Annotated in this window: 17 protein-coding genes and 2 pseudogenes; 9 read left to right on the top strand and 10 right to left on the bottom strand. The window is 39.1% G+C overall.

All coding sequences use genetic code 11. The features are described from left to right. The first annotated feature begins 1 nt into the window (after position 1). The 6 genes from csd1 to AA974_RS06640 all read left to right on the top strand — a co-directional run bounded on the left by csd1 (position 2) and on the right by AA974_RS06640 (position 7,000). Positions 2-937: a peptidoglycan DD-metalloendopeptidase Csd1 gene (gene csd1, locus AA974_RS06665; RefSeq protein ID WP_064433902.1), complete on the top strand. Its 936-nt coding sequence runs from the start codon at positions 2-4 to the stop codon at positions 935-937. Beyond that, the gene (locus tag AA974_RS06660) at positions 856-1,266 is read left to right on the top strand and encodes a bactofilin family protein (protein ID WP_064433901.1); all 411 of its coding nucleotides are present in this window, start codon (positions 856-858) and stop codon (positions 1,264-1,266) included. Before csd1 ends, AA974_RS06660 begins: the two co-directional genes overlap by 82 nt. A 3-nt stretch (positions 1,267-1,269) precedes the next feature. After that, the gene (gene mfd, locus AA974_RS06655) at positions 1,270-4,269 is read left to right on the top strand and encodes a transcription-repair coupling factor (RefSeq protein ID WP_064433900.1); all 3,000 of its coding nucleotides are present in this window, start codon (positions 1,270-1,272) and stop codon (positions 4,267-4,269) included. 124 nt (positions 4,270-4,393) lie between these two features. Then, the gene (petA, locus tag AA974_RS06650) at positions 4,394-4,897 is read left to right on the top strand and encodes a ubiquinol-cytochrome c reductase iron-sulfur subunit (protein ID WP_064434085.1); all 504 of its coding nucleotides are present in this window, start codon (positions 4,394-4,396) and stop codon (positions 4,895-4,897) included. A 10-nt stretch (positions 4,898-4,907) separates the two neighbouring features. Next, entirely contained in the window at positions 4,908-6,146 is a 1,239-nt protein-coding gene (locus AA974_RS06645) for a cytochrome b (protein WP_064433899.1), read from the top strand. After that, positions 6,143-7,000 carry a cytochrome c1 gene (locus tag AA974_RS06640; protein ID WP_064433898.1) on the top strand — a complete coding sequence of 286 codons (858 nt, stop codon included), beginning with the start codon at positions 6,143-6,145 and terminating at the stop codon, positions 6,998-7,000. The genes AA974_RS06645 and AA974_RS06640 overlap by 4 nt, the downstream gene beginning before the upstream one ends. A 197-nt stretch (positions 7,001-7,197) precedes the next feature. On the opposite strand, the pseudogene AA974_RS08270 reads toward AA974_RS06640, so the two are convergent. From AA974_RS08270 to flgB, 7 genes and pseudogenes are all read right to left on the bottom strand, one after another. Then, positions 7,198-7,922 (bottom strand): annotated as a pseudogene (locus AA974_RS08270) (DUF3226 domain-containing protein). Continuing rightward, positions 7,900-9,008, bottom strand: a pseudogene (locus tag AA974_RS06630) (AAA family ATPase). The pseudogenes AA974_RS08270 and AA974_RS06630 overlap by 23 nt, the downstream one beginning before the upstream one ends. Before the next feature lie 190 nt (positions 9,009-9,198). Beyond that, positions 9,199-11,043: a peptidoglycan D,D-transpeptidase FtsI family protein gene (locus AA974_RS06625; protein WP_064433897.1), complete on the bottom strand. Its 1,845-nt coding sequence runs from the start codon at positions 11,041-11,043 to the stop codon at positions 9,199-9,201. 6 nt (positions 11,044-11,049) lie between these two features. Further along, the gene (locus AA974_RS07960; protein WP_080471064.1) at positions 11,050-11,175 is read right to left on the bottom strand and encodes a transcriptional regulator; all 126 of its coding nucleotides are present in this window, start codon (positions 11,173-11,175) and stop codon (positions 11,050-11,052) included. 22 nt (positions 11,176-11,197) lie between these two features. Beyond that, on the bottom strand, positions 11,198-11,527 hold the full coding sequence (gene fliE / locus AA974_RS06620) for a flagellar hook-basal body complex protein FliE (protein ID WP_001147918.1): 330 nt from the start codon (positions 11,525-11,527) through the stop codon (positions 11,198-11,200). 127 nt (positions 11,528-11,654) lie between these two features. Continuing rightward, positions 11,655-12,140 carry a flagellar basal body rod protein FlgC gene (gene flgC / locus AA974_RS06615; RefSeq protein WP_064433896.1) on the bottom strand — a complete coding sequence of 162 codons (486 nt, stop codon included), beginning with the start codon at positions 12,138-12,140 and terminating at the stop codon, positions 11,655-11,657. A gap of 12 nt (positions 12,141-12,152) precedes the next feature. After that, complete coding sequence (gene flgB, locus AA974_RS06610; RefSeq protein ID WP_196207227.1) at positions 12,153-12,671, bottom strand: flagellar basal body rod protein FlgB; 519 nt, start codon at positions 12,669-12,671, stop codon at positions 12,153-12,155. 110 nt (positions 12,672-12,781) lie between these two features. On the opposite strand from flgB, the gene AA974_RS06605 reads away from it, so the two are divergent. After that, positions 12,782-13,948 carry an FtsW/RodA/SpoVE family cell cycle protein gene (locus AA974_RS06605; protein ID WP_064433895.1) on the top strand — a complete coding sequence of 389 codons (1,167 nt, stop codon included), beginning with the start codon at positions 12,782-12,784 and terminating at the stop codon, positions 13,946-13,948. Positions 13,949-13,970: 22 nt separating this feature from the next. Here AA974_RS06605 and AA974_RS06600 read toward each other — a convergent pair whose 3' ends face one another. After that, positions 13,971-14,972: an ABC transporter substrate-binding protein gene (locus tag AA974_RS06600; RefSeq protein ID WP_064433894.1), complete on the bottom strand. Its 1,002-nt coding sequence runs from the start codon at positions 14,970-14,972 to the stop codon at positions 13,971-13,973. Positions 14,973-15,210: 238 nt separating this feature from the next. Here AA974_RS06600 and AA974_RS06595 point away from each other — a divergent pair, with 238 nt between their 5' ends. Together AA974_RS06595 and AA974_RS06590 are read left to right on the top strand one after the other, a co-directional pair. Further along, the gene (locus AA974_RS06595; RefSeq protein ID WP_064433893.1) at positions 15,211-15,807 is read left to right on the top strand and encodes a peroxiredoxin; all 597 of its coding nucleotides are present in this window, start codon (positions 15,211-15,213) and stop codon (positions 15,805-15,807) included. 145 nt (positions 15,808-15,952) lie between these two features. Beyond that, positions 15,953-16,768: a MetQ/NlpA family ABC transporter substrate-binding protein gene (locus AA974_RS06590; RefSeq protein ID WP_064433892.1), complete on the top strand. Its 816-nt coding sequence runs from the start codon at positions 15,953-15,955 to the stop codon at positions 16,766-16,768. A gap of 474 nt (positions 16,769-17,242) precedes the next feature. Here AA974_RS06590 and mrdA read toward each other — a convergent pair whose 3' ends face one another. Both mrdA and AA974_RS06580 read right to left on the bottom strand, forming a co-directional pair. Further along, positions 17,243-19,009: a penicillin-binding protein 2 gene (mrdA, locus tag AA974_RS06585; RefSeq protein WP_064433891.1), complete on the bottom strand. Its 1,767-nt coding sequence runs from the start codon at positions 19,007-19,009 to the stop codon at positions 17,243-17,245. Then, positions 18,990-19,433: a hypothetical protein gene (locus AA974_RS06580; protein ID WP_064433890.1), complete on the bottom strand. Its 444-nt coding sequence runs from the start codon at positions 19,431-19,433 to the stop codon at positions 18,990-18,992. Before AA974_RS06580 ends, mrdA begins: the two co-directional genes overlap by 20 nt. Between the last annotated feature and the right edge of the window lie 5 nt (positions 19,434-19,438).

Raw genomic sequence — 19,438 nt, 5'->3', positions numbered from 1 at the left:
AGTGTTTTTAGACAGGCGTTTGATTGTGATGATTACGGACTCTAAAGGGAGCCGTTATATTAATGTTCATATCTTATTCCGTCAAATTGGCTTGTATGCACTTTTGATTGTTGTGGGATCTTTATTGTTTTTAGGCATTTCGTTACTGGTTTTAAATCAAGAGATTAAAAACATTGAAAAACAGCATGCTTTAATCACTAAGGAATTTGAGAAAAAAAAAGAGACGAATGAAAAGCTTTCTTTGCAAATGGATGAATTTTTAGACGATTTGCAACTTTCAGGGGAACGCATCAACGATTTAGAAGAAGTGGTGGGAGTGAATAGACCTGAAGAAAAAGAAGAGGGCAATTTTTCCAGCCGCCTGGATGTCGCTGGGATTACTGGGCTTCAAAAAAGCTTTATCATGCGCCTTATCCCTAATGACTACCCGCTAGAATCCTATCGGCGCGTTTCAGCCGCCTTTAATAAAAGAATCCACCCTATTTTGCATGTGTTGCACAACCATACCGGGCTCGATCTAAGCACCGCTATTAACACCCCTGTGTATGCGAGCGCGAGCGGGGTAGTAGGGTTAGCGAGCAAAGGGTGGAATGGGGGGTATGGGAATTTAATTAAAGTTTTCCACCCTTTTGGTTTTAAAACTTACTACGCCCATTTGAATAAAATCATCGTAAAAACGGGCGAATTTGTCAAAAAAGGGCAGTTGATTGGGTATAGTGGTAATACAGGGATGAGCACAGGGCCGCATTTGCATTATGAAGTGCGTTTTTTAAATCAACCCATAAACCCCATGAGTTTCACCAAATGGAACATGAAGAATTTTGAAGAAGTTTTCAATAAAGAAAGGAGCATCAGATGGCAATCTTTGATAACAATAATAAATCAGCTAATGCAAAAACAGGACCAGCGACTATCATCGCTCAAGGCACAAAAATAAAAGGTGAGCTTCATTTGGATTACCATTTGCACATAGATGGCGAATTAGAAGGGGTGGTGCATTCTAAAAGCACGGTGGTGATCGGGCAAACCGGATCGGTATTGGGTGAGATTTTTGCTAATAAATTAGTGGTCAATGGCAAGTTTACTGGCACGGTGGAGGCGGAAGTGGTAGAAATCATGCCTTTAGGGCGCCTTGATGGTAAAATCTCTAGCCAAGAGCTTGTGGTGGAAAGAAAGGGGATTTTGATTGGGGAAACTCGCCCTAAAAACCTTCAAGGGGGGGCATTGTTAATCAATGAGCAAGAAAAGAAAATTGAAAATAAATAGGGAATGATCCAATCTAGCCTTTATAAAGCCTTAAACAAAGGCTTTGATTATCAAATACTTGCTTGTAAGGATTTTAAAGAGTCTCAACTCGCTAAAGAAGTCATAAGCTATTTTAAGCCCAATAGCAAAGCCGTTCTTTTTCCGGAGTTTAGGGCTAAAAAAAACGATGATTTGCGTTCGTTTTTTGAAGAATTTTTACAGCTTTTAGGAGGTTTAAGGGAGTTTTATCAAGCTTTAGAAAAAAAGCAAGAAGCGATCGTCATTGCCCCTATTAGTGCATTATTACACCCTTTACCTAAAAAAGAACTTTTAGAAAGCTTTAAAATCACTCTTTTAGAAAAATATAATCTCAAGGACTTAAAAGACAAGCTCTTTTATTATGGTTATGAAATTTTAGAATTAGTGGAAATGGAAGGCGAAGCGAGCTTTAGGGGGGATATTGTGGATATTTATGCACCTAATTCTAAAGCATATCGCTTGAGTTTTCTTGACACAGAGTGTGAGAGCATTAAGGAATTTGACCCCACCACTCAAATGAGCCTCAAAGAAGATTTGTTAGAAATTGAAATCCCCCCCACGCTTTTTAGTTTGGACGAACAATCTTATAAGGATCTGAAAACAAAAGTAGAGCAAAGCCCATTAAACAGCTTTTCTAAAGATTTGATCAGTTTTGGTTTGTGGTTTTTAGGGGAAAAAGCAAACGATTTGTTGCATGCCTATAAAAGCATTATAAGCCCTAAAGCTTTAGAAGAGATTCAAGAATTAGCGAGCTTAAACGAATTGGATTATGAGCGTTTCAAATTTTTAAAGGTTTTAGAAAACCCACAAGACTATGAAGATTTAGAAATCCATGCGCATGCCCTAGAAGGCTTTATAACTTTGCATTCAAATCGTAAAATCACGCTCCTAGCTCCTAATAAAACGATTTTAGACAATGCGATAAGCACGCTTGAAAAGAGCAGCATTGAATGCGTTATCGCCCCCTTTGTGTTAAACTTTAAAACCCCTGACGGGATTTTTATTTCGCTCAATTTTTTTGAAAGGAAGAAAAAACGCCAAAAATCCAAACTCGCTTTGAATGAATTGAATGCTGGCGAATGGGTGGTGCATGATGATTATGGGGTGGGCGTGTTTTCTCAATTAGTCCAACACAGCGTTTTAGGGAGCAAGAGGGATTTTTTAGAAATCGCTTATTTGGGCGAAGACAAACTGCTATTACCGGTAGAAAACCTGCATCTAATCGCTCGCTATGTGGCGCAAAGCGATAGCGTGCCAGTTAAAGACCGGCTAGGGAAAGGGAGTTTCCTCAAACTAAAAGCTAAAGTTAGGAATAAGCTTTTAGAGATTGCAAGCAAGATCATTGAATTAGCGGCTGAACGCAATTTGATCTTGGGTAAAAAGATGGACACGCATTTAGCGGAGCTAGAAATCTTTAAAACGCATGCAGGGTTTGAATACACAAGCGATCAAGAAAAAGCCATCGCTGAAATCTCAAAGGATTTAAGCTCTCACAGAGTGATGGACAGATTATTGAGTGGGGATGTGGGTTTTGGAAAAACAGAAGTGGCGATGCATGCGATTTTTTGCGCGTTTTTGAACGGCTTTCAAAGCGCTTTAGTCGTGCCTACTACTTTATTAGCGCACCAGCATTTTGAGACTTTAAGGGCACGTTTTGAAAATTTTGGCGTTAAAGTGGCTCGTTTGGACAGGTATGCGAGCGAAAAAAACAAGCTTTTAAAGGCGGTGGAATTAGGGCTGGTTGATGTTCTTGTAGGCACGCATGCGATTTTAGGCACGAAATTTAAAAACTTGGGCTTAGTGGTGGTGGATGAAGAGCATAAATTTGGCGTGAAACAAAAAGAAGCTTTAAAAGAATTGAGTAAAAGCGTGCATTTTTTAAGCATGTCCGCTACGCCTATCCCACGCACTTTAAACATGGCACTCTCTCAAATTAAAGGCATTAGCTCTTTAAAAACCCCGCCCACAGACAGAAAACCCAGCCGCACTTTTTTGAAAGAAAAGAATGACGAACTCTTAAAAGAGATTATTCATAGAGAATTACGCCGTAACGGGCAAATTTTTTACATCCATAACCACATCGCTAGCATTTCAAAAGTCAAAACCAAGCTAGAAGATTTAATCCCTAAACTCAAAATCGCCATTTTGCATTCCCAAATTAACGCTCATGAGAGCGAAGAAATCATGCTAGAGTTTGCTAAGGGAAACTATCAGGTTTTATTATGCACTTCTATTGTGGAATCAGGGATTCATTTGCCTAACGCTAACACGATCATCATAGATAATGCGCAGAATTTTGGGCTGGCTGATTTGCACCAATTAAGAGGGCGTGTGGGGAGAGGTAAAAAAGAAGGCTTTTGCTATTTTCTTATAGAAGATCAAAAAAGTTTGAATGAACAGGCCCTAAAACGCTTGCTCGCTTTAGAAAAAAATTCGTATTTAGGCAGTGGGGAGAGTATCGCTTATCATGATTTAGAAATCAGGGGGGGCGGGAATTTGCTCGGGCAAGATCAGAGCGGGCATATTAAAAATATCGGTTATGCGCTCTATACGCGCATGCTTGAAGACGCGATTTATGAATTGAGTGGGGGGAAAAAAAGGCTTGAAAAAAGCGTGGAAATCCAATTGAGCGTGAGCGCTTTTTTAAACCCTGAACTCATTGCAAGCGATAGTTTGAGGTTGGATTTATACCGCCGTTTGAGTTTGTGTGAAAATACAGATGAGGTGGGGCAAATCCATGAAGAAATAGAAGATAGGTTTGGCAAAATAGACGATTTGAGCGCTCAATTTTTGCAAATCATTACGCTTAAAATTCTAGCCAACCAGCTTAGCATCATTAAACTTTCTAATTTCAATCAAAACATCACCATTACTTATAGCGATGAAAAGAAAGAAAACCTGAAAGCCCCAAGCAAAGACGATAACGATATTTTAGAAACCCTTCTGAAACATTTGCACGCTCAAATTTCTTTAAAGCGGCGTTAAAAGCGTTTGATTTTAGCGTTAATTTTGTTATTTTAAAAAGATTATTAAGAGAGTTTGTGTAAAATAGGGATTTGCTATGCCTTTAGTCGTTAAAAGGTAATTATCATTAAGGAGTTTTTTGATCATGGCAGATATTCAAAGGCGTGATTTTTTAGGAATGAGCCTTGCTAGTGTTACAGCTATAGGGGCTATAGCGAGTCTAGTAGCGATGAAAAAGACTTGGGATCCGCTTCCAAGCGTTGTTTCAGCCGGTTTTACAACCATAGATGTGGCGAATATGCAAGAAGGGCAGTTTTCCACCGTGGAATGGCGTGGGAAACCGGTCTATATCCTCAAGCGTTCCAAAAAAGAGGGCTTTAATGAAAAGCGCGATTTTAAAATTGGCGAGAGCGTTTTTACCACAGCCATTCAAATTTGCACGCATTTAGGGTGTATCCCCACTTATCAAGATGAAGAAAAAGGCTTTTTATGCCCATGCCATGGGGGGCGTTTCACTTCTGATGGCGTGAATATTGCCGGCACTCCCCCTCCACGCTCTTTTGATATCCCGCCTTTTAAAATTGAAGGCACTAAGATCACTTTTGGTGAAGCCGGGGCTGAATACAAGAAAATGATGGCTAAAGCGTAAGGAGAGTTCAATGGCAGAGATAAAAAAAGCGAAGAATTTAGGCGAATGGTTGGACATGCGTCTTGGCACTAACAAGCTTGTTAAAGTGCTGATGACAGAATATTGGATCCCTAAAAACATCAATTTTTTATGGGCCATGGGGGTGATTTTATTGACCCTTTTTGGCGTGCTTGTAATTTCAGGGATTTTCTTGCTCATGTATTACAAGCCTGATGCGAAAATGGCGTTTGACAGCGTGAATTTCACCATCATGCAAGAAGTGGCTTATGGCTGGCTTTGGCGCCACATGCATGCCACGGCAGCGAGCATGATTTTTGTCATCATTTATATCCACATGTTTGTTGGCATCTATTATGGCTCTTACAAAAAGGGCCGTGAGATGATTTGGATTAGCGGGATGGTTTTGTTTGTGGTCTTTAGTGCGGAAGCCTTTAGCGGGTATATGCTGCCTTGGGGGCAGATGAGCTATTGGGCCGCAGCGGTTATCACGAATTTATTTGGGGGCATTCCTTTCATTGGGGCTGATGTGGTGGAGTGGATTAGGGGGAATTATGTTGTGGCTGATTCCACTTTAACGCGCTTTTTCATGCTCCATGTGTTTTTACTGCCCATTGCGATCATTTTACTCATTGGTGTGCATTTTTATTCTTTACGCATCCCGCATGTCAATAACCAAGAAGGCGAAGAGATTGACTTTGAATCAGAAGAAAAGAAATTCATTGAAGGCAAGAAAAAAGAGTCTAAAGTCATTCCTTTTTGGCCGGTATTCTTGTCTAAAGATATTTTTGTGGTTTGCGCGTTTATGGTCTTTTTCTTTTACTTGGTGTGTTACCACTATGATTTTGCGATGGATCCTATCAACTTTGAAAGGGCTAACAGCCTTAAAACGCCGCCTCACATTTACCCTGAATGGTATTTCTTATGGAGTTATGAAGTCTTAAGGGGCTTTTTCTTTAGCGCTGATTTAGGGTTAATGGCCTTTGGCGTGGCGCAAGCGATCTTCTTCTTACTACCCTTTTTGGACAGAAGCCCAGTTGTCGCTCCCGCGCACAAACGGCCAGCTTTTATGGTGTGGTTTTGGCTCTTAATCATTGATATGATTGTTTTAACGATCTATGGTAAATTGCCTCCGCTTGGGATCGGTAAATACATTGGCTTATTGGGTTCAATCACTTTCCTAGCCCTTTTCTTTGTGGTATTGCCCATTATCGCCATCTCCGAGAGCAAGAAACAAGGGGGTGTTAGATGAAAGAATTTAAGATTCTAATTATCCTTATTGTGGTGATAGGCGTGATTTATTATGGAGTTGAGCCTTATGCGCATTCGGTGATGCACCCTAAAATCGCTCCGGCAGATTTTGCTTTCAAGGATTTAGAGCCGATTGATTTAAAAAATGGCGACGCCAATAAAGGCAAACAGCTTGTAGCCGAAAATTGCACCGCTTGCCATGGCATTAAATCTCAAAACATTCCAGCCCCTATGGATAGTCTTAGTGCGAGCAACTCTTTTGGGGTCGTGCCACCGGATTTAAGCCATGTGGCGGGGGTTTTGAATGCGAATTTCTTAGCCCACTTCATCAAAGATCCTGTGAAAACGGCGAAATTGAGTCATAAATTTAACGATGAAAGGCCATATCCCATGCCGGCGTTTTCTCAATTTAGCGATAAAGATTTGAGCGATATTGTGGCGTATCTCACTTCCATTTTGCCTAAAAATTTGAGCGATAAGGAAGTGTTTGCTCAAAGCTGTCAAAGGTGCCATAGCTTGGATTATGCTAAAGATAAGGCCTTTAGCGATCCTAAAGATTTAGCCAATTATTTAGGCTCTCATGCGCCTGATTTGTCCATGATGATTAGAGCTAAAGGCGAACATGGTTTGAATATTTTCATCAACGATCCGCAAAAGCTTTTGCCTGGCACGGCTATGCCTAGAGTGGGGTTGAGCGAACAGGCTCAAAAACAAGTCATCTCTTATTTGGAAAAAGCGGGCGATAGAAAAAAACATGAAAGGAATACCTTAGGGATAAAAATCATGATTTTCTTTGCGGTGCTGTCGTTCTTGGCTTATGCGTGGAAAAGAAAAGTTTGGAGCGAAGTGCATTGAATTATAAAAAGGGGGGAGGGCATGGTTTGATGATCTTTGATCGATGGTGGGGTGTTTGAAGGGCATCTTCAAAACAACCTTTATTTTAGGATTTTATTATTACTAATATACCCTCATAAGATTTTATGGCTATAAAGCTTTTTAAGTGGTTTAAACTCAATTTGAGAAAGATTTTAATACTTGTAAAATCAAGGGTTTTATTGGGTTTGTTTTAAAAAATCAATCAATGCTTGAAGTTTTTTAAGTCAAAATTAAAAAGTTTTTTAAGAATTTCTGTCTTTTTTGGCTTATCTGGCATTTTAGTGGTTGCAGTAACAGGATCTAGATCGTTTAATCCGCAAGAAACAAAACCTCTCTCTAAACAAATAGAAAGCGTGATATAGGGTTGTAGCCAACATTTAGCGTGTTTTTTTCTCTCCTAACAGATGTTTTATTTTTATTGATTTTTTCAAAGACTTTATTAAAAAGCGCATTGTAATGTTGGCAAAAACTTGCGTGAAACGCTTTATTTTCACTTTCTTTTGCCATTTTTTCTAGCGAATGCTCTAATCCACAATAATTTGAGATCGTGTTCAGTCTCATCATTTTCTGGCAATAAAAAATCTTAATTTGGTTAAACTCTTCATCATTTAAGCGGTGTTCTTCTTTTGGGTTTTCTTGGAGTTGTTCCTTTATTTCTTGAACTTTAGTCTCTTTTGTTTGGTTGTCTGAATCAAAAACGATGTAAATATCCTTAGCTTTTAGGTATTCTTTAATACTCTCTTGCTTTTTTAAAAAGCTTGATATTGCTCTCACAAATAACAATATCTCCATCATCAATCTCTAAATTTTTAACTTTATTCAAAAGTATCAAAAAGATTTTGTCTGATTCGCCCTCCACATAAACGATTTTTTTCTCATTAGCCTCTAACCTCCATGCCATTATGGAGCGTTTTTTTTAACATAGAATAGCTGTGCCTGATAAAGCCAGAAGTGCTTTCTTGTTCCAGTTCGAACAAGGCTATCTCTTTAAAAACTTCCGTTTCATTATCTGGCATGGTGTTGATAGCGTTCCACAAAAATTCTTTATTGTGCGTGGTGGCAAAAATTTGAATCTGTAATTTTTGAGCCAGCTTAAACAAACTCCTTAAAAACTCTCGCATTTTTGTATGGTGCAAACCATTTTCAATTTCATCAATGAAAAGATACTTGATGCGGTTATCAATAAGAATGCTCGCTATGATAAAGAATTTGATAAACCTCCAACCAAACGAATTTAAGAGTCTTTTGGGATTGGGGCTTTGGTGTAAGGGCGTTTTTTCATCTTTGATTTGGATATAGACGGACCCCTTTATTGCTTCGGCATTTAAAATATCAGAGTTGAAAGATTGTAGGATTTCAACTAATTCTTTTTCTTTGCTCGCTAATCGTAAATTCTCTAGTGCGTGAAGATGATTGACAAAAGATAACTCCACAGGAATAAACGCAGTGCGTTCTTGATAGGTTTGACCTATTCTATCTAAATTTGGATGCGCTAAGCTTAGCTGTCTTGTTTAGGCTCATAAGCCATTACCATGGGAGAAAGAGATGGGTTGTAAGAAAATTGGAGATGAGAATTAGTCATTGCTTTGTTTGCAAGGCTTGTCACATGAATATCGTCGTTATTTAAATCAATATCTTTACTGTAACTGTTTTGTGTGGAGTATTGGGTAATAAGAGGGATAGTAGTATGCTCAAATTCGGTGCGGATACTAATGGGATTAGCGGTGTTTCGTTGATGAAAAAAAGTATTTAGATTGTCTGTATTGAGTTTGATTTTTCTGAAGTTACTAATTTTCACGACATTTTCAGGAGAGAGATTGCCTTGATTGGTAATGGGGTCATAAGTACCCATGTTAATATAGAGAGCTTCTAAAAGATTGGTTTTGCCCGTATCGTTCTGACCGGTAAAGAAGTTGGTGAGTTTAGAATTTTCCATTTTGAGATGCTTGAAATTTTTGTAATTTTCAATTTCTACGCTTTTGATCATGTGAATTTCGCCTTTTTAATGAACCTAGTTGATGCCATTAGGACTATAATTGCTCTAATTTTACTTTATTTTGATTAAATTTGGACGCTAATTGATCGTAAAAGCTACAAGTTTTTGGCAAAAACTCTTTTGAGAATTTAAAAACAATAGGCACCAAAAACCTACGCTTTTTGGAGTAGATGTGTTTGATTCAACCTTTCACGCGCCGTTTCTCCAACGCATTTTGAATTGCAATAGAGGGCGATAGGTAATTGTAACGCACTAAAATTGCGGTGATTTCTTTAAAAATGGGGGCTGCAATCTTACTGGCGTAATATTCTTCCTTGCCGTGCGAACCTAAGATAACCACGCCGATAGTAAAAACCTGCCTTTCATCTTCAGCAAACCCAAAAAAAGAGCTGTTGTAGGACTCCGCACTATAACTCCCGTTTTTAGCAACCCTAGCTGTGCCTGTTTTGCCCCCTATGTATAGCCCTTCAAATTGAGCGTTTTTGCCTGTGCCATAACGCACCACTTTAATTAAGGTTTCTTTCATCTTTCTAGCACTTTTTGGATTAATGACTTGAAAAGTGGGTTTGGGGCTAGGGATGTAAATATCGCCATTAGGGGCGGTCTCTCGTTGCACTAAATAGGGGGTAGTCAATTTGCCTTCATTAGAAAATACCGCATAAGCCCTTAAAAGCTGCAAAAAAGTCGCGTTCAGCCCGTAGCCATAAGAGACGCTCCCCTTTAGCACTTCACGCTTGAAAGCGGACAAAGGAGGGATCTTTCCTGTGGCTTCTAAGGATAAATCAATGCCCGTTTTTTGAGAAAATCCATAGCCTAAAAGCCCGTTATAGAAATCCTCCGGGTTGAGATTTTTGCTGATTTTTATCATGCCCACATTGCTAGATTGGATCAAAATGTCTTCCACAACGGCTTTTTTACTAGGGATAAAGTCGTCTTTAATGGTGTATTTTCCTAATTGGTAATAGCCATGGTTTAAATCAATGCGCTCTTTAGGGTTGATTAAATTCTTTTCTAACAGCAAGGAATAAACGATGGGTTTAATCGTGCTGCCTGGCTCAAAAACCTTTTCGGCAACGCTCAAATTCAAACTTTCATAATCGCTGGTTTTAATCGCATTAGGATTGAAGCGCTTGCTTGAAGCTAGCGATAAGATTTCTCCGCTTTTAGGGTTAATGATACCCACTAGGATTTCTTTAGCTTTGAGTTTGTCTTTAGTTTTATCTAATAGGGTTTCAATTTCTCTTTGGAGTTTTAAAGGAATGCTCAAATACACCTCATAGCCATCAAGCCGTTCAATTTCTGTATAAGAGCGGTTTTGGATAAAGTTAAAACTCACATCTCTTTTGCCTGTTCTTATGCCGTTTTGTTGGGCCTTAAGCAAGTGATCTTGAAATTTTTCAACGCCTTTTTTACCGGTAGTTAAAGTGAGCTTGTCTTCTTCTTGTTTTTGCACATAGCCAATGACTGGCTCTAGGCTATTTTGATAAGGGTAATTCCTGGAAACGCCGCTCACTTCAATGTTTAGCCCTTGCTTTTGCCACACTTTATCGTGCGCATCTTTGAAATTTTGAAAAACCCCAAAGGCTAAAAATTTCTTATTCAAGTCCCTAATATTAGCAGCAGTATTGGGCGTGAGATCATAGGTTAGAATAATATAGCCTTTCGTATTGATGGCGTCTTTTAGGGACTTTTTAGGGATATTGCTATAAATAGAAAGGAAATCAATGAAAAAATCTTCTTTATTCGGGTTTAAAAACCTCGTGTCAAAGCCTAGTTTGAAAAGGGTTTGCGAAGTGGCCAGGCTGTAGTTGTCTTGACTATAGATAGTCCCCCTAGTCGCAGTGTCTTGTTTGCTCATCACTAGAGTGGGCATGTTGGCTTGGGCAAAAAAAGCTTTTTTAAAAGCCACCATTAAAAAAATAAAAAAAAGCAATAAAAAGATTAATGCTGTAACAGAGCCCTTGTCTCTTTGGGTTTCTAAAAATTGTTCTGGGTTGAAGTCGGGATCAATGTTTTTATTATCCATGAACGCTTACTTGAAAATGGTGCAACATTGGACTTTCACAACGCATGAGAACATGAATTTTTGATGATAAAATCCGTTAAAATCGGGTGCAACAAAAACGAACCCTCTCTTTAAAAAGGACCAAGCGATCATTAAAGAGACGCCACTTGAAAGACTAGATCTGCGTTCTTAAAAGCTCTTTATAAGCGCTGATAGCTTTGTTGCGCACTTCAAGCATGAGTTTCATGCTCGTTTCAGCCTTCCCTATAGCGATAGCCGCCTGGTGTAAATCTTTGATTTGCCCTGTCGCCATGTCAGCTAAGGCTTTGTCAGATTGCTCTTGAGTGTTGTTAAGCTCATTAATGGATTGTTTTAAGAGTTTAGAAAACTCCCCACCTTTTTGTTCTTTAAAAGTGCTGCCCGATTCTTCTCTTTTAGTCCTGTTGTCCGTGTTAAGCTCAGAGAAAGGACTCAATAAGCTTTTATCATTGTGTATGGCTTGCATAGAATCTCCTTAAGCTCTTTTTTAAAAATTTAACTCTATTAAATATCTTATTCATCTCTGTATTCTACTGATCTTTGGCTAATACTACCTAAATTTTCTTATACTACCATAAATTGTTGGAAATCGTTCATGTTTGTAACATGCCAATCGCATTTTGCACCATATTTTTAGTGCTTTGAAAGGCTGCAACATTGGCCTGATAGGCCCTAGTCGCTTCCACTAGATCCGCCATTTCAACCACCGCATTCACATTGGGGTAAGCCACATAGCCTTGAGCGTTAGCGTCAGGGTGGCTTGGATCGTATTTCATCAAAGGCTCGCTATCATCGCGCACAATCTTATCCACCACCACGCTTGTGATAGGGATTAAGGGGTCGTCATCGCCTTCATCTAAAGGGTCTTCATAGGGAGTGATTTGATTGTTTTGAGCGATTTTTTGGTTTAAAATCTCATTGAAATCAAAAGCCTTAAACACTGCTTCTTGCCTCCTATAAGGACCTCCTTCGCTCGTGCGCGTGGTGTTGGCGTTAGCGATATTAGAAGAAATCAAATTAGCCCTTAAGCGTTGGGCGGACAAACCATAACCGCTAATATCAAAAGAAGATAAAAACATGCTTTCCCTTAACTATAAATTCTTACTAGAATCAATGGCGTAATTGATCACGCCTCGATACTTTTTTAAGGCTGAACTCAAGGCTAAATACATGGTAGAGTTCTTGCCCATTTCACTCGTTTCTATGTCTAAATCCACGCTGTTGCCATCATTTTTAGCCAAATGCCCGTCTCTAAAAAAAAGGCTTGCCCCATCTTTAGTGCTATTTTCAAAGTCTAAATGCCTAGGGTTAGTGTGGGCTAAAGGCAAAACTTTACTGGATTGGTTTTCAAAAATTTCTGCTTTTTTCTTCGCTAAAACGCTTTCAAAATCCAAATCCTTTGACCTGTAAAAGGGGGTATCCACATTAGCGATATTGGAAGCGATCATATCTTGCCTTAAAGCTCTATAATCCAACGCTTTATAAACCAGTCCAAACGCTTTAGAAAAATCCATCAAAACCCCTTTTTTAAACCCTTGCAAATTTATAGCATGCAAAAAGCATTCCAATAATCGGCTCGCTTCCTCATTAAAGAATGCGATCCATTTCAAAGCACGCTTAAGCTTGAGCGCTAAGCCAATTCAGAGCCATTATAGTGTAAAATACCCCTAAAATACCTTAAGAGAACGCCTATTCAAAAAACTAAAATAAGGAAATCCTAATGACTACAGACAGAAACCTGTTTTTTTGCACTTCGCTATTGATTTTTTTGGGGGTATTGATGAGCTATTCGCTCTCAACTTACACCACAGTGGTGCTGTATCATTACGGGGAATTCCATTTTTTCATACGGCAGCTTGTGAGTGCGATCATGGGGATTGTTATCATGTGGGGGTTGTCTAGGGTTGATCCTGGCAAGTGGTTTAGCCGTTTGGGGTTTTTTCTTCTTTTTATCCCGCCATTACTCATTATTGGCATGTTTTTTTTGCCAGAAAGCCTTTCTAGCAGTGCAGGGGGGGCGAAGCGTTGGATCCGCTTGGGGTTTTTCTCTCTAGCGCCTTTGGAGTTTTTAAAGGTTGGTTTCACCTTTTTTCTTGCGTGGAGTTTGTCTCGCACCTTTGTGGCAAAAGAAAAAGCTAATGTTAAAGAAGAACTCATCACTTTTGTGCCTTATTCAGTGGTGTTTGTGGCATTAGCGATTGGGGTGGGAGTTTTGCAAAACGATTTGGGGCAGATTGTTCTTTTAGGGGCGGTTTTAGCGGTGTTATTGGTTTTTTCTGGGGGGAGCGCGCATTTGTTTGGCTTGATTGTTTCAGGGGCGTTTGCGATTAGCGTTTTAGCGATTGTTACAAGCACTCATCGGATTTTGCGCCTAAAATTGTGGTGGTCTAATTTGCAAAATTCGCTTTTCACGCTCTTGCCGGATAAATTAGCGAACGCTCTTAGAATAAGCGACTTGCCCGAATCCTATCAAGTCTTTCATGCAGGCAATGCCATGCATAATGGGGGGTTGTTGGGGCAAGGGCTTGGGCTTGGGCAAATCAAGCTTGGGTTTTTGAGCGAAGTGCATACGGACATGGTCTTAGCTGGGATCGCTGAAGAATGGGGGTTTTTGGGGCTATGCGTTTGTTTTATTTTGTTTTCTGTTTTGATTGTTTTGATTTTTAGGATCGCTAACCGCTTGAAAGAGCCAAAATACTCGCTATTTTGCGTGGGCGTGGTGCTGCTCATCAGTTTTTCTTTGGTGATCAACGCTTTTGGCATGGGCGGGATTCTTCCGGTTAAAGGTCTAGCGGTGCCGTTTTTGAGCTATGGAGGGAGTTCGCTTTTAGCGAATTGTATCGCTATAGGGCTTGTTTTAAGCCTAGCACGATACGCAAAGGGCTAAAAAGATTAACCCTTTTTAAAAATCAATGCCATAATAATGGTTCAACTTCTGCATCATTCAAATCAAAAACCACTTTATAATAGTCTTTAACAATCGCATTAATATCCACGCCCTTAAAGGCTTCAGGGTGGGCTTTTAAAGCGATATACAAGCTAATGAGTGGGGCTCTAGGCCCGCCAATATCCATTGTGGGGAGTTTATAAACTTGCTTGTTTTTAATGGCTTTGATGGTAGCAAATTTGGGATTGTTTAACACATCTTCAGGCGTGAGCGGGCTTACCCACCAAATAAAGATAATCTCAGGGTTTTCTTTAACGATTTTTTCCACGCTAATGTCAGCGCGCCCGAATTTGACATATTTCAAACCAAAATTGTCTATGCCCCCTTTTTCTAAAATGTCTGAATCAAGGGCTTGATGGCCGCTGATTTTATTGACTTTGTGGAAGAGTTCCACCCCTTTTTTCTTTTTGACATCTTTCAAACGCTCTTGGATAAAATCCAAAGTTTCTTGCATTTTGGCCAGTTTTTTAGAAGCGTCAATTTCTAAGACTTTAGCTTGAGCGTCAATATCCTCCATAACTTCGGCAATGGTTTTTTCTTGGAAAGAAAGGAATGAAATCCCAAATTTTTTCGCATGCTCTACCGCTTTAGGGTTGCCCACAAAGGTTACAACCAGATCAGGGCTAAGCTTTTTTAAAAGCTCTACATTCAATGCCGCCACATGATCGCTGCTCATGGATTTAATGCGTTTGGGATCTTTGAGAGTGGCTTTAACAATATCAGATTTAAAAGCGTAATCCGAAACGCCTACAACTCTATCCCAAGTGTTGAACATAGCAGGCACTTCTGCAAAGCTACCCAAGTAGATCATTTTAGAAACAGGAAGCTTTATCGTTTGCTCCCCGAAATAATCCTTGACTTTGACTTCTTGTGCTGAAGCGTTGCACACATTCAATAACAATGAAGCGACAAGCACGCCCAAAGAATAAGAAATGAAAGCTTTTTTAAAGCGAGTGACTAACATGACGATCCTTTTTGTATGATTTATAAAGCGATTATAACACCATTAAGGAAATACAAGCAGTAAAAATGAAACTATTTTTCACAAAATCCTAAAATATTAAAGAAAATATTTTTTCATTAACTTTTTAAGAATATACTCCACCATGTTTCCACCGATTGAGTGGAAAGCACGATAAATTAAATCTATTTTGGGTTTAATTTTGATCCAACAAAATTTTAAAACACTTAAGGAGTTGTATATGTTAGTTACAAAACTTGCCCCAGATTTCAAAGCACCTGCTGTTTTAGGAAACAATGAGGTTGATGAACACTTTGAGCTTTCTAAAAATTTAGGTAAGAGCGGTGCGGTTCTTTTCTTTTGGCCAAAAGATTTTACTTTTGTATGCCCTACAGAAATCATTGCGTTTGACAAAAGAGTGAAAGACTTCCAAGAAAAAGGCTTTAATGTGATTGGCGTGTCTATTGATAGCGAACAAGTCCATTATGCGTGGAAAAACACCCCTGTAGATAAAGGCGGTATTGGTCAAGTAACTTTCCCTATGGTGGCTGATATTACTAAGAGCATTTCTAGAGACTATGATGTGCTGTTTGAAGAAGCGGTCGCTTTGAGAGGAGCTTTTTTGATTGACAAAAACATGAAAGTAAGACACGCAGTGATCAATGACTTGCCATTAGGTAGGAATGCAGATGAAATGCTTCGCATGGTAGACGCTCTCTTACACTTTGAAGAACATGGTGAAGTATGCCCAGCAGGTTGGAGAAAAGGCGATAAAGGCATGAAAGCTACCCATAAAGGCGTTGCAGAATATCTTAAAGAAAATTCCATTAACCTTTAATGGTTTAGTTCGCTGTTTGATCAAGAGAAACTCCGTTTTTCTTGGTTGAATCCTTTTCTTTTTATTCTTTGCCAGTTTCTAAAATTTTCGCATCGTTTTATCTTTTTATAATTTTTGAATTAATTTTTTTAATAAAGGGGTTTTTATGAATATATTCAAGCGTGTTATTTGCGTAACTGCTATTGTTTTAGGTTTTTTTAATCTCTTAGACGCCAAACACCACAAAGAAAAAAAAGAAAACCACAAAATCACTCGTGAGCTTAAAGTGGGCGCTAACCCTGTGCCGCATGCGCAAATCTTGCAATCAGTCGTGGATGATTTGAAAGAAAAAGGGATCAAATTGGTGATCGTGTCTTTTACGGATTATGTGTTACCTAATTTAGCGCTCAATGACGGCTCTTTGGACGCGAATTACTTCCAACACCGCCCTTATTTGGATCGGTTTAATCTGGACAGAAAAATGCATCTCATTGGTTTAGCTAATATCCATGTGGAGCCTTTAAGATTTTATTCTCAAAAAATCACGGACATTAAAAACCTTAAAAAAGGCTCAGTGATTGCCGTGCCAAATGATCCGAGCAATCAAGGCAGGGCGTTGATTTTACTGCATAAACAAGGGATTATCGCTCTCAAAGACCCAAGCAATCTATACGCTACGGAGTTTGATATTGTCAAAAATCCTTACAACATCAAAATCAAGCCTTTAGAAGCCGCATTATTGCCTAAAGTTTTAGGGGATGTGGATGGGGCTATTGTAACAGGGAATTATGCCTTGCAAGCAAAACTCACCGGAGCCTTATTCTCAGAAGACAAGGACTCGCCTTATGCCAATCTTGTAGCCGCTCGTGAGGATAACGCGCAAGATGAAGCCATAAAAGCGCTGATTGAAGCTTTGCAGAGTGAAAAGACCAGGAAATTTATTTTAGATACCTATAAGGGGGCGATTATCCCGGCTTTTTAAGCTAGGCAAAATGCATCTTTAGGATGAATGGGGGGCGTTTTAGGCGCTAATAAAACGCTTTTTTCTCATTGAGTGTTAAAAACGCTAAAAGTATTTTTAAAATAAAACGAAAAGAGCTTGTGCTAATCAAGCGATAATTTCCTAAAAGCGTTATTGCTTAAGGGGGAAATGGTGCAAAATAACCCCCTATCCTTTTAAGAAAATAATGATCAAATCAAAACGATGAAGCTAACTAAAACCCCATTTTTTAAAAATATTAAACAAAACTTTAGCTGTCAATATGCGATCAGAATAAAGCCAAAATACAGCAAGCCTAAATCTCATTAAAGTTACGCTTTTAGAATTTTTCCAATAAAGGCCAGTTTTAAACCACCCGTTAGACTGAATTATAGAGCGCTAAAATGGGTTGGAAACAAGTTGGCTATGGTTTTTAGCGTTTAGGGGGTTGCGTTTTTGAAAAGATTTACAATTTTATTAAAGATAGCCAAGCTCATAGAGTTTATTGCTCATTTTCACCAACAAGCCTCCTAGTTTTGAACCCCCTTCCCCATGTTCTACTAGAATAGTGATAGCGTATTTGGGTTTTTCATAAGGCAAAAATGCAGTAATCCACGCATGGGATCGATGGAAATATTCCATATCCTTTTCTTTCATGCGATTGATGGTGTTTTGAGCGATTTCCACGACTTGTGCGGTGCCGGTTTTACACGCTAAAGTAACCTTAGAACCCCTTGTGGAATGATAAGCGGTGCCGTCTTTATGGTTACACACTTCATACATGCCCACTCTTAAGGCTTGGAGCTTCTTTTTTTGAAAGCTATTTAGGGGATCTTTGAGCGGTTGTTGGTTGTTGATAGCAAAATGAGGCGTTGCCAGTTTGCCCGTAGCAATGAGTCCCGTGTAGGCTAGAACCTGCAAGGGCGTAGCTAAAAAAGAGCCTTGCCCAATAGCGGTAATGAGCGTGTCCCCAACGCGCCAATCTTGATTGAAGCGTTTGAGTTTCCACAAATTATCCGGCACAATCCCTACAAATTCATTCGGCAAATCAACGCCCGTTTTTTCCCCAAAGCCCACTTCCCTTAAGGTTTTAGAGAGTTTTTCTATAGAGATTTCAAGTCCAAACTTATAAAAATACACATCCACGGACTCCCTAATGGCTTTATACAAATTAGAATTGCCATGCCCTGTTTTTTTCCAGTCTCTGAATTTGCGCTTACCCACTTCAATAAAAGGCGGGGTGGGTATGGTGGTGTTTTCTGTGATATTAAGGTTTTCTAAAAAGCTCAAGCCCACGCCCATTTTAACCACAGATCCCGGCGGATACAAGGCGTTAGCGAAGCGGTTTAGTAGGGGATTATAAATATCATCTTGAAGTTTTTGCCATTTATCTTGACTGATCCCGCCTACAAAATCGTTCAAATTGTATTCAGGGTAACTTCCTGCAACGAGCAATTCCCCATTTTCTGCATCCATCACTAAAATAGCCCCCCTTTTATTTTCAAAGAGCTTGTCCGCTTCTTTTTGCAAGCGTTTGTCCAAACTCAATTGCAAGTGGTTGTTGGCGCTCGGTGGCATTACTTCTAAGGTGGCTAATTCTTGATTGAGCGCATTGACGCGCATGATTTTATAGCCCACCTTGCCTTGTAAAAGCTTGTTGTATTCTTTTTCAATGCCGGTTTTGCCCACAATCTGGCTGTATTGATTCTCTTCATCGTCTTTTAAATCTTGCAAGCTTGCCACCCCCACATAGCCTAAAACATGCGAAGCTAAAGCGTTATTGGGGTAGTAGCGCTTGTCTAAAGGGAGTGCAAAAATGCCTTGGGTTTGGATGAGTTTGGTATAAAGAGGTTGCATGGCAGCATAAGGAATGAAGCCAACTACTTTAATGAGGTTATGGTTATAAAGCGAATTTTCTTTTTGGTAATTGTTTAAAAGCGTTTCTTTGGAAAAGTTAGGGAAAAACTTTTGGATTATTTCAATTTTTTCTAAAAGCTCTTTTTGTTTCAATCTGCTGGGCAAAAACACGCCAAACACCAATTCATTAGTGGCTAAAAACGCATGGTTTCTGTCTGTAATATTGCCCCTTGTAGGGACTAAAAATTCCTTTTTAGTCATGTTTCGTTCAGCCAGTTTTTCATAGTATTCTTGATTTTTAACGCTTAAAATAAATAAGTTTAAAACCAATAACCCCCAAAACCCTATAAAAACAAAGAGCAAAAGTTTATAGCGAAGATTTTTCATACAAACCCCACAAAGCACTCTCTATTAAAGCAAAAAGAGCGAGAAAGCTGAGTATTTTCAAACTCAAGGACACAGAAAAAAAGCGCGATAAATAAAGGTAATAAACTAAAAAAACATGCAAGGTTTTGAATAAAAAGCCGTCATTAAAAAACTTTAAAGAGTTTTTATAGACGATTTGATGGTAGATTAAAAACAGCAAAGCTAAAACGCCTAAAGTCTTTAAATGCATGCTCTCAAACCAAAACAAACAACCAAACACGCTCAAACTGGGTAAAAGATGATCGTATTTTTTCGCATAAAACAAGAATAAAAACCCAATCATTGGGGGTAAAAAAGGCATTAAGTCTCTCAAAAGGCTATAAAAATAAAAACCAAAGATCCCTAAACATAAGAAAAAAAAGGAATCTTGTTTTAAAGAGAGCATGGTTT

The organism is Helicobacter pylori, assembly GCF_001653475.1.
Taxonomy (GTDB): Bacteria; Campylobacterota; Campylobacteria; order Campylobacterales; family Helicobacteraceae; genus Helicobacter; species Helicobacter pylori_CM.
This window is presented reverse-complemented; position numbering and strand designations above follow the sequence as displayed.